Origin of the sequence: Paraclostridium benzoelyticum, assembly GCF_001006285.1 — a bacterium.
Taxonomy (GTDB): Bacteria; Bacillota; Clostridia; order Peptostreptococcales; family Peptostreptococcaceae; genus Paraclostridium; species Paraclostridium benzoelyticum.
On sequence record NZ_LBBT01000094.1, the window covers coordinates 1 to 14961 of the forward strand.

The 14961-nt window shown below is 29.6% G+C and carries 13 protein-coding genes; 2 read left to right on the forward strand and 11 right to left on the reverse strand.

Annotated elements, in window-relative coordinates:
- Window positions 1-174 precede the first annotated feature (174 nt).
- From VN21_RS04280 to lon, 3 genes are all read right to left on the reverse strand, one after another.
- Window positions 175-1251 carry an ATP-binding protein gene (locus VN21_RS04280; protein WP_046822204.1) on the reverse strand — a complete coding sequence of 359 codons (1077 nt, stop codon included), beginning with the start codon at window positions 1249-1251 and terminating at the stop codon, window positions 175-177.
- Window positions 1252-1469: 218 nt separating this feature from the next.
- Window positions 1470-2081, reverse strand: coding sequence for a ribosome biogenesis GTP-binding protein YihA/YsxC (yihA, locus tag VN21_RS04285; protein WP_046822205.1), 612 nt, complete (start codon window positions 2079-2081; stop codon window positions 1470-1472).
- Window positions 2071-4428, reverse strand: a complete 2358-nt coding sequence (gene lon / locus VN21_RS04290) for an endopeptidase La (RefSeq protein ID WP_046822206.1) — start codon at window positions 4426-4428, stop codon at window positions 2071-2073. The genes yihA and lon overlap by 11 nt, the downstream gene beginning before the upstream one ends.
- 166 nt (window positions 4429-4594) lie before the next feature.
- Here lon and VN21_RS04295 point away from each other — a divergent pair, with 166 nt between their 5' ends.
- Window positions 4595-5110 (forward strand): chromate transporter, encoded by a 516-nt coding sequence (locus VN21_RS04295; protein ID WP_046822207.1) that lies wholly within the window; start codon window positions 4595-4597, stop codon window positions 5108-5110.
- A complete protein-coding gene (locus VN21_RS04300) occupies window positions 5095-5622 on the forward strand; it encodes a chromate transporter (protein WP_046822208.1) in 528 nt (175 codons plus the stop codon). The genes VN21_RS04295 and VN21_RS04300 overlap by 16 nt, the downstream gene beginning before the upstream one ends.
- 30 nt (window positions 5623-5652) lie before the next feature.
- Here VN21_RS04300 and clpX read toward each other — a convergent pair whose 3' ends face one another.
- From clpX to VN21_RS04340, 8 genes are all read right to left on the reverse strand, one after another.
- Window positions 5653-6903, reverse strand: a complete 1251-nt coding sequence (gene clpX, locus VN21_RS04305) for an ATP-dependent Clp protease ATP-binding subunit ClpX (protein ID WP_046822209.1) — start codon at window positions 6901-6903, stop codon at window positions 5653-5655.
- 17 nt (window positions 6904-6920) lie between these two features.
- Window positions 6921-7505 (reverse strand): ATP-dependent Clp endopeptidase proteolytic subunit ClpP, encoded by a 585-nt coding sequence (gene clpP / locus VN21_RS04310; protein WP_046822210.1) that lies wholly within the window; start codon window positions 7503-7505, stop codon window positions 6921-6923.
- A gap of 83 nt (window positions 7506-7588) precedes the next feature.
- Window positions 7589-8875, reverse strand: coding sequence for a trigger factor (gene tig / locus VN21_RS04315; protein ID WP_046822211.1), 1287 nt, complete (start codon window positions 8873-8875; stop codon window positions 7589-7591).
- A gap of 144 nt (window positions 8876-9019) precedes the next feature.
- A complete protein-coding gene (locus VN21_RS04320; RefSeq protein ID WP_046822212.1) occupies window positions 9020-9541 on the reverse strand; it encodes a DUF2179 domain-containing protein in 522 nt (173 codons plus the stop codon).
- A 22-nt stretch (window positions 9542-9563) separates the two neighbouring features.
- The gene (locus VN21_RS04325; protein WP_046822213.1) at window positions 9564-10034 is read right to left on the reverse strand and encodes a metallophosphoesterase; all 471 of its coding nucleotides are present in this window, start codon (window positions 10032-10034) and stop codon (window positions 9564-9566) included.
- Window positions 10034-11383 carry a ribonuclease PH gene (rph, locus tag VN21_RS04330; RefSeq protein ID WP_046822214.1) on the reverse strand — a complete coding sequence of 450 codons (1350 nt, stop codon included), beginning with the start codon at window positions 11381-11383 and terminating at the stop codon, window positions 10034-10036. The genes VN21_RS04325 and rph overlap by 1 nt, the downstream gene beginning before the upstream one ends.
- Window positions 11384-11677: 294 nt before the next feature.
- Window positions 11678-13699 (reverse strand): NAD-dependent DNA ligase LigA, encoded by a 2022-nt coding sequence (gene ligA, locus VN21_RS04335; protein ID WP_052951973.1) that lies wholly within the window; start codon window positions 13697-13699, stop codon window positions 11678-11680.
- Window positions 13700-13798: 99 nt separating this feature from the next.
- Complete coding sequence (locus VN21_RS04340) at window positions 13799-14734, reverse strand: phosphoglycerate dehydrogenase (RefSeq protein ID WP_046822216.1); 936 nt, start codon at window positions 14732-14734, stop codon at window positions 13799-13801.
- Window positions 14735-14961 lie beyond the last annotated feature (227 nt).

Below are 14961 nucleotides of genomic sequence, written 5' to 3' on the forward strand. Positions count from 1 at the left end.
GTCTATATACTAACTTTACCTACAATTATTAACATATAGTATTTATTCATACATTTAAATACTTCTATTTATATGAATCAAATTATATAAATAATTAACTTAAGTAACTAATTCTTCGAATTACTTTATATAACGTTGAATAAAAAAAGAGCCTAATAAGGCTCTCTTTTTATTTTATTTATATTCTAAAATTCTATCTATTATTATGTCTTTTAATTTATTTACTTCTGAGAAATTCATATTAGGAACATAGTACTCTTCTAATAAGTCATGTTGTTGTTTTGCTTTTTTAATATTTAACAATCCATATTCAACCAAGTCATTTAAAGCTTTGTTACTATAACTTAGCTCATCTTCATACTTGTCATGTTTTTTAGTATCCATATAACTATTTAAATCGAAAGTTTCTAAGTTTTTATCTTTAAATAATTTGCTAGTTGTTATAGCTAAGTCTAAATCTTTAATTAAAATAGTTTCTATTTTTTCTGGTAATAGTGGAGCATGGAATATTTCTACCTCTAAACCATTTTCTGTAGCTTTATTTGCAACTTTATTTAGTAAAGTTGATTTCCCCGTACCTAAATCTCCTTCTAGGTAGTAAATTTTATTTACATCTTTCAGAATCGTATCTGTATATTCTACATGACCTAAAGGAGATAATGCACTTCCAAATAAATGTATTTGTTCTTTATACTCACCATTAGGAATTACATTTTCAAATATTAATTGCAGTAAATTTGAAGTTAACAAGTTTACTTTTCCAAAGTCCATACAATCTACATTTTTAGATTGTATTTCATAAGCTATAGGAGCCGCTGCCTCAAAATATTTAAATCCAACTTGGAAGAATCTACTTACCTCTTTATTGCACTCAATCGAGTCTTTTTTATTCAATTCAATAGCTTTTCTATCCCAATATCTTCCTAAATCTAAAATTTCATCTATAGCTCCTGGATTTTTAGGATCTACAATATGAGGAGCTGTTGCATCTAGCATAACAACACCTAATTTTTTTATAACTATAACATCTAATGAATCTGGATCAGAAGAACATGGGTATAAGTCTACATCGTATCCTTTAGAAATCATATCTTGTGCAACTTTTTTCATTAATGATGATTTCCCTACTCCAGGTCCTCCCTTCATACAAAAGATTCTGTTTACATCTTTGGGAATTGCATAATCAAAAAATGATTTAAATCCTTTTGATGTATTTCCACCTGGAAACATTTTTCTTACTTTACCATCCATTGTAAACTTCCCTCCAAATAAAAATTTATTGCCTTTATTAAATTATTAAACTTCTATATTATTTGTGTTTGTCCAAAAATTTATTAACATAAAAATACATTCCATTTAAATGTCTGTATGTAGCAGTCATCATGCTTAGCCAGAACTTAGTAAAATACTAAAAAAAATTTTTTAAATATAAAAAAGCAACTAAACTCAATGAGTTTAGTTGCTTTAAATTAATCAACTCTTATTTCATAGCCTTTTTGTGTATATTGCTTTATAACCTCTTCCCATAAATCTTCAACACCAGTTTTCTTAAGTGCAGATATAGGGAAGATTTTATCTTCTTTTGATAGCTCTAATTTTTTTCTAATTATATTAAAATGTTTTTGATATTGTCCTCTAGATATTTTATCTGCTTTAGTTGCAACTATTACACAATCATATCCAAAGTGTTTTATCCAATCATACATCATCTTATCTTCATTTGAAGGTTCATGTCTTATATCTACAAGTAGGCAAATAGCACATAGCTCTTCTCTTTCTTGTAAATATCTTTCCATTATAACTCCCCATTTTTCTTTTTCAGATTTAGATAGCTTTGCATATCCGTATCCTGGTAAGTCTACAAAGTAAAACTCTTCATTTATTAGGTAGAAATTTATAGTTCTAGTCTTTCCTGGTGTTTGACTTGTTCTTGCAAAATTTCTTCTATTTAATAAAGTATTTACTGTTGATGATTTTCCAACATTAGATCTTCCAACTAATGCAATTTCTGGTATACCTTCTGCTGGATATTGACTTTTGTTAACTGCGCTCATTGTAATTTCAGCACTTCTAATTTTCATTTTTTTCACCGTTCCTTAATAATGCATGTTCTAATACTTCGTCCATATGGCTTACTAAAACAAATTCCATTTCATCTTTTACCTTTTGAGGTATTTCATCTAAGTCTGCTTCACATTCTTGCGGTAATAAAACTTTAGTTATACCTGCTCTATGTGCTGCAAGAAGTTTTTCTTTAACTCCTCCAACAGCTAGGACTCTACCTCTTAAAGTTATCTCTCCTGTCATAGCAACATTATTTCTAACTGGTATGTTAGTTAATGCTGATATAACGCCTAGAGCCATAGTTATACCTGCAGACGGTCCATCCTTAGGTACCGCTCCTTCTGGTAAATGTATGTGTATATCATTTTCTTTATAGAAGTTTGGATTTATATCAAATCTGTCTGCTATAGATCTTATATAAGATATACCAGTTTGAGCAGATTCCTTCATTACATCTCCTAGTTTTCCTGTTAAAACTATTTGACCTTTTCCTTTTAACACATTTACTTCTGTTGTTAGAGTTTCTCCTCCAACAGCTGTCCATGCTAGTCCTGTAACAACTCCAACCTCTGGCTCTTTACCTGCAACTTGATGTCTTACTTTTTGTTTTCCTAAGTAGTCTTCTAAATTATCTTTGTTTACTACTATCTCTTCTATAGATTCATCTTCTACATATTTTCTAGCAGCTTTTCTACATATCGTTCCAAGAGTTCTCTCTAAACCTCTAACTCCTGCTTCTCTTGTATAGCTACTTATTATTTCAAGCATAGTTTCATCATCTATTTTTATAAACTCTTCTTTTAAAGCATGTTCTTTTATTTGTTTTGGTAATAAATATTTTTTAGCTATATTTAATTTTTCTTCTTCAATATAACCTGATATTTCTATTATTTCCATTCTATCAAGTAATGGTCTTGGTATAGTACTTAATGTATTTGCAGTTGTAACAAATAGTATTTTAGATAAATCAAAAGGAACTTCTAAGTAGTGATCCACAAAATCTTTGTTTTGCTCTGGATCTAAAACCTCTAGCATAGCTGCTGCTGGATCTCCTTTAAAGTCTGATGACATCTTGTCTATTTCATCTAATAAGAATACAGGATTTTTAGTTTTTGCTTCTTTTAATCCATTAACTATTCTTCCTGGAAGAGCTCCTACATAAGTTCTTCTATGTCCTCTTATTTCGGCTTCATCCCTAACTCCACCTAAAGAAATCCTAACAAATTTTCTATCTAGTGAATTCGCTATAGATTTAGCTATAGATGTTTTCCCAACACCTGGAGGTCCAACTAAACATAGTATAGGCCCTTTTAGACTCTTTGATAATTGTCTAATTGCTAAATATTCTATTATTCTTTCTTTTACTTTATCTAAACCATAGTGTTCTTCATTTAATATTTCTTCAGCTCTTTTTATATCTAACTTATCTTTAGTTTCTTTATTCCAAGGTAATGAGAATATAGTATCTAAGTAAGTTCTACTTACAGCTAAATCAGGAGCCATAGGAGAAATTTTAGAGAACTTATCTATTTCTTTTGATATCTTTTCTTTAGTTTCTTTAGAAGCTTTCATCTTATGAAGTTTTTTTCTATATTCATCTGTTTCAGAATCTATATCTTCATCTTCTCCTAATTCTTTTTGTATAGCTTTTAACTGTTCTCTAAGATAATATTCTTTTTGAACTTTGTTCATACTTTTCTTTACTTTTAAAGCTATTTTCTTCTCTATTTTTAATAACTCAATTTCTTCTAATAATGTTCTTAGAATTAATTCTAGTCTAGCTTGAATATCAAATTCATCTAATATTGCTTGTTTTTGATCTGGCTTTAAGAACATATTTGCAGCTATCGTATCTACGAATCTATTCTCATTATCCATTTCAGCTAGATTTATAAGAATTTCTGGTGATACTCTATTACTTATATTTATATACTCCTCAAAAGCATCAAATACATTTCTAACAGTTGCTTGTACCTCTTTGTCTTCATTTATGCTTTCAACGTCATAAACAGCCTCTTCTACAGCAACTTTTATATATGGCTCGTCTTGCACAAATTCTTTTATAATTCCTCTAGATATACCTTCAACTAGTACTCTAACCCCTTCTCCTGGTAATTTTACCAGTTGCTTTATTTTACATATAGTCCCAGTATGATAATAGTCATCTTCTGTAGGCATATCTATCGATGAGTCTTTTTGAGCTGTTAAGAATATCATTTCATCATCAGCCATTGCCTCATCTAATGCCTTTAAAGAAATTTCTCTCCCTACATCAAAGCTTAGTATCATATATGGGAATATAGCCAATCCTCTTAGGGGGATTAACGGTAATTCACGTTCTATTATAGTATAATTTTTATCCATGCTAACATCACTCCTTCCAAATGCTAGATTGCGTCACTTTATTTATTATATATTTACATAATCGAATTTTCAACAACATTAGCTATTTCTTAATCATTTCGATCCATTTATTACTATTATGTTATAATAATATTACTTATATACCAATTTTAATGCGGAGGATTTTATGTTTAAACTTTTCTTAACATTTTTAAAAATAGGTGCATTTACCTTTGGTGGTGGTTATGCTATGGTTCCTTTGATAGAAGATGAGCTTGTCACAAAGCAAAATCTATTAACTCAACAAGAGTTTATTGACTATCTATCTATCGCCCAAAGCTATCCAGGTGTACTAGGCGCAAACATCTCTATTTTATTGGGTTATAGTCTTTATAAAATTCCAGGTGTATTAGTTTGTACATTAGGTTCAATACTTCCATCATTTTGTATAGTATCAGTATTATCATATTTTTATTTCAACAACCAAAGCTCAGATATTTTAAATGGGTTCTTTTCTGGAGTAAATCCAGTCGTTATAGCTTTAATACTTTACTCATTTGTAAATATGTTTAATAAATTACCCAAATCTAAGAAAAATATATCATTTTTAATTATATCATTCTTTTGTGTAGGTGTATTTAATATAAGCCCAATATATTTAATAATATTAGGAGGTGTTTACGCTCTATGTCAAAAGTCTTAATGTTATTCCTAATATTCTTTAAAATAGGTAGTTTTAGTTTTGGTGGAGGCTATGCTATGCTTCCATTTATTCAACAAGAATTTATAGATAAATACCACTTTATTACAAACAAAGAATTTTTAGATTTATTGGCATTATCCCAATCTACTCCAGGTCCTATCGCTATAAATAGTGCTACCTTTATAGGATTTAAAGTAGGTGGCTTTTGGGGATCTTTAGCTTCAAGTATTGGTGTTGTATTATTTTCAGTAATAGGCCTTACAATAATTGCAAGCCTATTTGATAAATTTAAAGATAATGAAAAAGTTGAAAAAATTCTTTCTGTTTTACGTCCAATAACCTTAGGTTTTATATTATCGGCAGTATTCTCGTCTGCTACAGGAATAACTTGGGGTCTTTATGATATTATAGCTTTTATATCAGCATTTTACTTATTATACACAAAAAAAGTCGGCTCAATAGCCATCGTGTTTATATATGGATGCATAGGTATTTTACTATCTTTTTTTTAAAATAAAAAGGAGCTTAATTAGCTCCTTTTTTTATGCACTTTCTTCTTCATCTTTCAAAACAATAACTGGATCAGAATCTTGTTTAACAGACTCTTCTGTCAGTATTATTTTCTTTATATCATCTCTAGATGGTATTTCATACATTATATCCATCATTATATTTTCAACAATACTTCTTAGACCTCTTGCACCCGTATTTCTTTCAATAGCTTTTTTAGCTATTGCTCTAAGTGCAGCATCTTCAAATTCAAGATCAACTCCATCTAATTCAAATAGTTTTTGGAATTGTTTTACTAAAGAGTTCTTAGGCTCTTTTAGTATACTTACTAGTGCATCTTCATCTAATAATTCTAAAGTTGCAACTACAGGAATTCTACCTATAAATTCTGGTATTATACCAAATTTAAGTAAGTCTTCTGTTTGAACTTGTGCATAAATTTTTCCAAGGTCCATATCTTTTTTACTTTCTATCTTAGCTCCAAATCCTAGTGTTTTTTCGCCGCCTCTTTTTTGAATTATTCTTTCTATTCCATCAAAGGCTCCTCCTAATATAAATAGTATATTAGTAGTATCTAGCTTTAAGAACTCTTGGTGTGGATGCTTTCTTCCACCTTGTGGTGGAACATTAGCTACAGTTCCTTCTAAGATTTTTAGTAGGGCCTGTTGAACACCTTCTCCACTAACATCTCTAGTTATAGATGGATTTTCTGATTTTCTAGCTATCTTATCTATCTCATCTATATATATTATACCTCTTTCAGCTTTCTCTATATCAAAGTCTGCTGCTTGTATAAGCTTTAATAATATATTTTCAACATCTTCTCCAACATATCCAGCTTCAGTTAGTGATGTTGCATCTGCCATTGCAAATGGAACATTTAAAGTTTTAGCTAGTGTTTGAGCAAGAAGCGTTTTTCCTGATCCAGTAGGCCCTAATAAAAGTATGTTACTTTTTTGTATCTCAACATCTTTATTAGTTCCTTTGTTTTTTCCATAGATTCTTTTATAATGATTGTAAACAGCTACCGATAAAGCTTTTTTAGCTTTTTCTTGTCCTATTACATAATCATTAAGAGTGTTCATCATTTCTTTTGGTTTCGGTAAATTTACAGTTTCCTCTTCTGTTGTTTCTTCAACTTCTTCTTGAATTATTTCATCACATAATTCAACACATTCATCGCATATATAAACATTTGGACCTGCAATAAGTCTTCTCACTTGTTCTTGGTTTTTACCGCAGAATGAACATTTTAATTGTCTCTTATCTTCATATTTTGACATATTAACACCTCTCTTATCTACGGTCTTTTAGTAATTACTTCATCTATTAAGCCGTATTGTTTAGCTTCTTCAGCACTCATGAAGTTATCACGTTCAGTATCCATTTTTAATTTTTCTATAGGCTGACCTGTTCTTTCAGCTAATATAGAATTTAACTTTTCTTTCATTTTTACTATTCTATTTGCGTGTATTTCTATGTCTGTAGCTTGCCCTCTTGTTCCTCCTAGTGGTTGGTGTATCATTATTTCACTATTTGGAAGTGCATATCTTTTTCCTTTTTCTCCTGCTGCTAATAAGAATGCTCCCATAGATGCAGCCATTCCTATACATATAGTTGATACATCTGGTTTTATATATTGCATAGTATCATATATTGCCATACCAGCAGTTATACTTCCTCCTGGAGAGTTTATATATAAATGTATATCTTTATCTGGGTCTTCTGCCTCTAGGAATAATAACTGAGCTACTACAAGGCCTGCTGTAGCATCATTTACTTCATCACCCAAAAATATTATTCTATCTTTTAGAAGTTTTGAATATATATCGTAAGATCTTTCTCCTCTTCCTGTTTGTTCTACTACTACAGGTACTAATGCCATGGATTATACCCCCTATCATAATTATCTATATATACAATATACAGTAGCTGTAACAGCTACTGTATGAAATATACCTATAATGATTAAACTAATTTAGCACTATCAACTAATAAATCTATTGTTTTTCTTATTTTTAATTGACCTTTTATATCTTCTAAGTCAGTTGGTCTCATTACTGATTTTATTTTTTCAACTTCCATGTTGTACATTTTAGCCATTTTTTCTACTTCAGCATCAACATCAGCTTCAGAAACTTCTACATTTTCAGCTTTAGCTATAGCTTCTAATATTAAAGATGATTTAACTAACTTTGTAGCTTCTTCTCTTTTTTCATTTCTTAAATCTTCTATTGATCTTCCTGTCATTTGTAATAATTGCTCTAATTGTAATCCTTGGTATTGTAATTGGTAGTTAAGTTCCATTAACATGTTATCTATTTGAGTTTCAACCATTGCATTTGGAACTTCTACTTCTGTACCTTCAGATATTTTTTCAACTAAAGAATTTCTCATTTCAGCATCTGCTCTATTTTTAGCTTCTTCTTCTACTTTAGATTTTAAATCACTCTTTAATTCTTCTAATGTATTGAATTCTGTTGTATCAGCTGCGAATTCATCATTTAACTCTGGTAATTCTTTGCTTTGTACATTCTTTACAACAACTTTGAAAGTAGCTGGCTTTCCTGCTAAGTTTTCAGCATGGTACTCAGCTGGGAACTCAACATTTACTTCAACTTCTTCACCTTTGTTTTTACCTATTAATTGCTCTTCGAATCCTGGTATGAATGTGTTTGATCCTATAACTAAGCTATAGTCTTCTCCTTTTCCACCTTCAAAAGCAACACCATCTACGAATCCTTCGAAGTCTATAACAGTATTATCTCCATTTTCTATAGCTCTACCTTCAACATCTACTAATCTTGAAGCTTTGTTTCTCATTTCATCTAATCTTAAAGTTACTTCATCTTCATTTACAGTATAGTCAGGTTTTGCTATTTCTATACCTTTATATGATCCAAGTTCAAACTCTGGCTTAACTTCTACATTAACAACCATTACTAATCCGTTGTCTTTGCTTATTTCTTCTATGTCTAAGTCAGGTCTATCTATTGGATCTATGTTTAACTCATCTAAAGCTGATGGATATATTTCTGGGAATAACATATCTATAGCATCGTTGTAGAATACTCCTTTTCCATATTGAGATTCTATTATTTGCTTAGGTGCTTTACCTTTTCTGAATCCTGGTATGTTAAATTTCCCTTTGTTTTTGTTGTAAGCTTTTGTTACTGCACCTTCAAATTTATCATTATCAACTGTTAGTTTAAAAGTAACTTTGTTACCTTCTTTCTTAAGTAATTCTGCTTTCATTATTATTAATCCTCCTATTGATTATGTATTCTTTTATATATAGTATAATAGATTTCGTTACTATAATTTTACTATTTTATTATAACACATTCTTTTTTTTATTTACAAGTACCGCATTGATATGAACTGACTTTGAAAAGCGCCTTATTTCATCGCATTTCGACCAAAATATCCACCTCTGACGTTCTTGATTTCAGATACCGCTACAAATGCCCTAGAATCATAACTATTTATAGTATTTTGGAAATTATGAAGGTGCTTTCTATCTAAAACAACTTGTAGTATGTACTTTACGCCTTCTCTTCCTCTACCTTCTATGACAGTAACTCCAAAACCATGCTGTCTTAAGTACTCTGCAAATTGATCTACATCTTCACCAGTGAAAACTTGAGCTGTTATTAATCCTATTGCAAGCTTTTCCTCAAGTGTGATTCCAACTACGTTACCTGTTGCAAATCCAAGCGCATATGATATTACTTTTACTATATCACCCATGTCACCTAACACTTTATCCATAGCAAATAGGTATATCAATATTTCAAGAAACCCAATGCAAAACGCAAGTTTCTTTTTACCTTTTACTACAAATATAGTTCTGATTGTCGCTAATGTTACATCTGAACATTTAGCCAAAAATATGAGTAAATACCCCAAAACAAATTCCATTTACTAATCCCCCTAAATTATTTTATAACCTTATCTCCTCAATACTCACATTATCACTAGATATTTCTAATATAACAAAACTTCTATAATTTACTCCTCTTGGCAATGATATACTACCTGGATTTATATATAGTATGTTATTTTTTTCTTTTATTACCGGTGTGTGCGTATGCCCAAATATAACAATATCTGCGCATATTTTTTTAGCCTTTTCATGCAATTGTTCAAGTCCATATTTAACGCCATACTTATCCCCATGGCAAACAAATATATTTTTATTTTCTATCTCAAACTCTAATTCATCTTCTGTATTTTCAAAATCGCAGTTCCCTCTAACTGCCATCATTGAAACTCCAGTCATATTATGAATGTACTTTGAATCTACAAAATTATCTCCTGCGTGTATAATTAAGTCACATTCTTTTAAATATGGAAGAGTTTTATCTATAAATCTATTCATTCTATGAGTGTCACTTATTACCCCAATTTTCATTACTTAACTATCCTTTTATTAAATTCATCTTTCATAAGTTTTAAAGAGTTTGCTCTATGACTTATTGAATTTTTTATTGAACTAGGTAATTCTCCAAATGTCTTATTATATTGATTTACTATAAATAATGGATCATATCCAAATCCATTTTCACCTTTTTCTTCAAATGCTATAGTTCCTTCACAAGTTCCTCTTACGACAAACTCTTTTCCACTTGGGAATACTACAGCTATAGCTGATACAAATCTTCCTGTTCTTTGACTTATAGGTACATTTTTCATAGCTTTTACAAGCTTTTCTCTATTTTGCTCATCAGTTGCATTTTCTCCTGCATATCTAGCTGAGTAGACACCTGGTTTTTTACCTAAAGCATCAACTTCAAGCCCAGAATCATCTGCTACTGCTACCATATTTGTGGCTTTAGCTATAGTTCTAGCTTTTATAAGAGCATTATGCTCAAATGTATGACCATCTTCTACTATTTCTATTCCTGCTAAATCTACATCTTTAAGAGAATATATTTTGCAATCAAAGTCATTTAATATAGATGAAATTTCTTCTAATTTATGTGCATTATTCGTAGCTATAACAACCTCATCTGGAACTTCTTCTCCAAGAACTTCACTTGCTATTTTACCTAATGCTTTTCTTTGAACTTTAATAAGTTCTTTGTTTCCTTTTTCTCCTAATTCAAGTAATGAATTTAAATCTTTTCTAGTAAATGGAGATTCTTCTCCTGTTCCTTGAACTTCTACAAATTCACCTTTATCTGTCATTATAACATTCATATCAACATGCGCATTTGAATCTTCTTCATAACATAGATCTAAAACATGTTCTCCATTAACTATACCTACACTTATAGCTGATACAAAGTTTCTTATAGGTAAAGTTTTTATTTGTTTATTTTCATATAAAGAATATAAAGCATCTGCTACTGCTACAAAAGCTCCTGTTATAGATGCTGTTCTAGTTCCTCCATCAGCTTGAATCACATCACAATCTACCCATATAGTTCTCTCTCCTATTTTAGATAAATCAATAACTGATCTTATAGCCCTTCCTATTAATCTTTGTATTTCTTGAGTTCTTCCATCAACTTTACCTCTTGATGACTCTCTTATTTTTCTTTGGTGTGTAGATCTTGGTAACATAGAATACTCTGCATTTATCCATCCAGTTCCTGAATTTCTTAAGAAAGGAGGTACTTTATCTTCTATAGAAGCTGTACAGATAACTTTAGTTTCTCCCATTTCAATTAATACAGATCCCTCTGCATATCTAGTAAAGTTTCTAGTTATTTTAACTGGTCTTATTTCATCATTTTTTCTACCATCAATTCTCGTCATTTATATTACCTCTTTCAAACATTTTTTAATACCTAGGAAATTGCATTCAGCCTTGAACTATTATAAAAGTAATTTCCAACTTATAAACTTGAGCAACCGACCTGTTTTTTAAGGTCGTTGCCGACATGAAGTGATTCGCAGACGTAGTCGCTCAAGCAAAGCGAATTTTTTTATAGCAAATTCAGACTAATTAACTTACCCGAACTCTAACTCAAATATTGTATATACTATAATATATTAGCATTATTTAACTCTAAATAGTAGTTATTTATTAATATAATTTCCCCAATATTTTTACTTAATAACTTCTTGAACTTCTTCTTTTGAGCTTAAGTTTAATATATCTAAAAACTTAGCTTCATCAATAACTTTCACTCCTAATTCATTAGCCTTTGTAAGTTTTGATCCAGCCTCTTCTCCAGCTAAAACAAATGTTGTAGATTTACTTACACTAGAAGTTGCTTTGCCTCCTCTTTCCTCAATCATTTCTTTTGCATCATTTCTTTTCAAAGTAGGTAAAGTACCTGTTAATACAATCTTCATTCCTTCAAAAATATTAACTATAGACTCATCTTTATTTTTTATAGATTCTGTATTAACTCCAACCTCTTTTAATTTATTTATGACTGTTATATTTTTTTCTTCTTTGAAGAACTCAACAACACTGTTTGCCATTATATCTCCAAATTCTTCAAGATTAGTTAATTTAACTGCATCTGCATTTATTATTTCATCTAAACTATCAAAGTTTTTAGCTAAAACTTTTGCGCCTTTAACTCCTATATATTTAATACCTAGTCCATTTATTAATCTATATAGTTCATTTTGTTTAGACTTTTCTATTGCCTTAATTAAATTTTCAGCTGATTTTTCACCCATTCTTTCTAGATTTATTACATCTTCTTTCTTTATGTAATAAAGGTCAGATATATCTTTAATTATATTGTTATCAAGTAACAATCCAACTATAGATTCTCCTAACCCTTCTATGTTCATTGCATCTCTTGAAGCAAAGTGTATTATTCCTCTTCTAATTTGAGCTGGACAACTAATATTTATACACTTTACTGCAGCTTCTCCCTCTAATCTAACAGCAGGTTCTGAGCATACAGGACATTTATCAGGGAATTTAAATTCTATTTCATTTCCATCCCTATCATCTTTAACAACTTGAACTACTTGCGGTATTATATCTCCAGCTTTTTGAACTAAAACTGTATCTCCAATTTTTATGTCTTTTTCGTTTATGTAATCTTCATTGTGTAAAGTTGCACGAGAAACTGTTGTTCCAGCTAATCTAACTGGTTCAAGTATAGCTGTAGGCGTTATAGTTCCTGTTCTACCAACTTCAACTATAATATCTATAAGCTTCGTTTTCTTTTGCTCTGCGGGGAATTTATATGCAATTGCCCATCTTGGGCTTTTAGCTGTATAACCCATAATCTCTCTTTGTTGTAGATCATTAACTTTAATAACCATTCCATCTATTTCAAATGGTAGTTTCGATCTATTTTCTGTCCAATATTCAATATGTTCTATAACGCCATCTATATTTGAACAAATTTTGTAATCTGTGCTAACCTTGAATCCTAAGTTTTTAAGGTATTCTAATGATTCACTATGACTTTTTAAATTTGTATTTTCAATATACTCTAGGTTAAATATAAATATATCTAAAGGTCTTTTAGCTGTTAACTTAGAATCTAACTGTCTTAAAGTTCCTGCTGCTAAATTTCTAGGGTTAGCAAATAATTGAAGGCCTTGTTCTTCTTGTAATTCATTTATTTTTTCGAAATTTTGCTTAGATATATATACTTCCCCTCTTACTACAACTTCTTCTGTGTCATTAATTTTTAAAGGTATAGTCTTTACTGTTCTTAAGTTTTCTGTTATATCTTCTCCAACTACTCCATTGCCTCTTGTTGCTCCCTTTTCAAAAACTCCATTTTTATATGTTAATCCAACTGATAATCCATCTATTTTGAATTCAACTACGTATTCAACACTATCATCAGCTAATTCTCTTACTCTTTTATCAAAATCTTTTAAATCCTTATCTGAGTAAGCATTTGATAAACTAAGCATAGGTATTTTATGTGTTATTTGTGTAAATTTATCTAAAGGCTTACCTCCTACCCTACTACTTGGTGAATCAGCTCTTTTTATTTTAGGATTTCCTTCTTCAATTTTTATAAGTTCTTTCATTAAATTATCATATTCATAATCTGATATCTCAGGAGCATCATCATTATAATATTTATTGCTATGATAGTTTATTTGATCTATCAATTCATCCATTCTAGTTTTTATGTCCATATAAATCACCTCTTTTAAAATCTATGTAAATCGTACTAATTTCAATGCAATACTATCTTAGTATAACATAATTTTCTTTTTAAAATTACAACTAAACTATTAATATCCTTTTTGAATATTTACCACGTTTTTAAGCTCTTTATTATTGATGTAATTCTCTAAATTTTCATATATGGTATTAAATGTTCTACTTCTATTCTTATCAGATATCCATGAATTATGAGGGGTTATAGTTACATTTTCAAATTCCCAAAGTTTGTTTTCTTTATTTAACGGTTCACTTTCAAATACATCTAAACAAACACCTTTAAACTTACTTATATTATTAATTAAATCATTTTCATTTATTATGTTTCCTCTACCAACATTTATAATCACTGATCCATTTTTCATATTTTTTAACTTTTCATCATTAATCATTCCTATAGTTTCTTTTGTTGATGGTAAAGTAATAACTACTACATCACATTTTTTTAACCCTTCGTTTATATTTCCTATAGGTATACATTCATCAAATCCTACAACGTCTCTACCATCTGTATTAACTCCATAAACATATACTCCAAATGCTTTTAGCCTATCAGCAGCATTTTTTGCAATTGTACCAGTCCCTATAAACATTACTTTTTTATCAGTTAGTTCTTCTAATTTTATATCTAATTTCCACTTCTTTTGTGCTTGATTTTTATACATTTGTTTTGTGTTTTTATATACATTTAAAATATACATAACTATATATTCCGCCATGGGAATACTATAATTTCCTTTGTTATTACATACCGTAATATTCTTTTTTATAATTTCATCTTTTGGTATTTGATCTATTCCAACACTACTTAATTGAATTAGTTTCAAATTTTCTAGCTTCGATATATCAAGTGTGTTAAATGGATTATAACCTACTAGCACTTCAATATCTTTATTTTCATTATTTACTTCAGCCTTGGATTCCTTCATATACACTACTTTATATCCTAAATTTACTAATTTGCTTATTTCATTATCCTCATATTTATTTGTAATTAATAATTTCATAAAACATCTCCTCCCATATCTACTAGTTAATTATATTTTATCTTAAAAATAAAAGTCCTTTAATTATTTAATAATTAAAGGACTTAATCTATTTTATATAAATACACTATATATTAGAATGCCATCACTGAGGTGTTTTGTGTATTTATTTAATAATATATTGTCCAGTTTTTAATTTTTAATTCTTAAGAAATCACAAGCTTTTAATGTATATAATTTCCAAATTA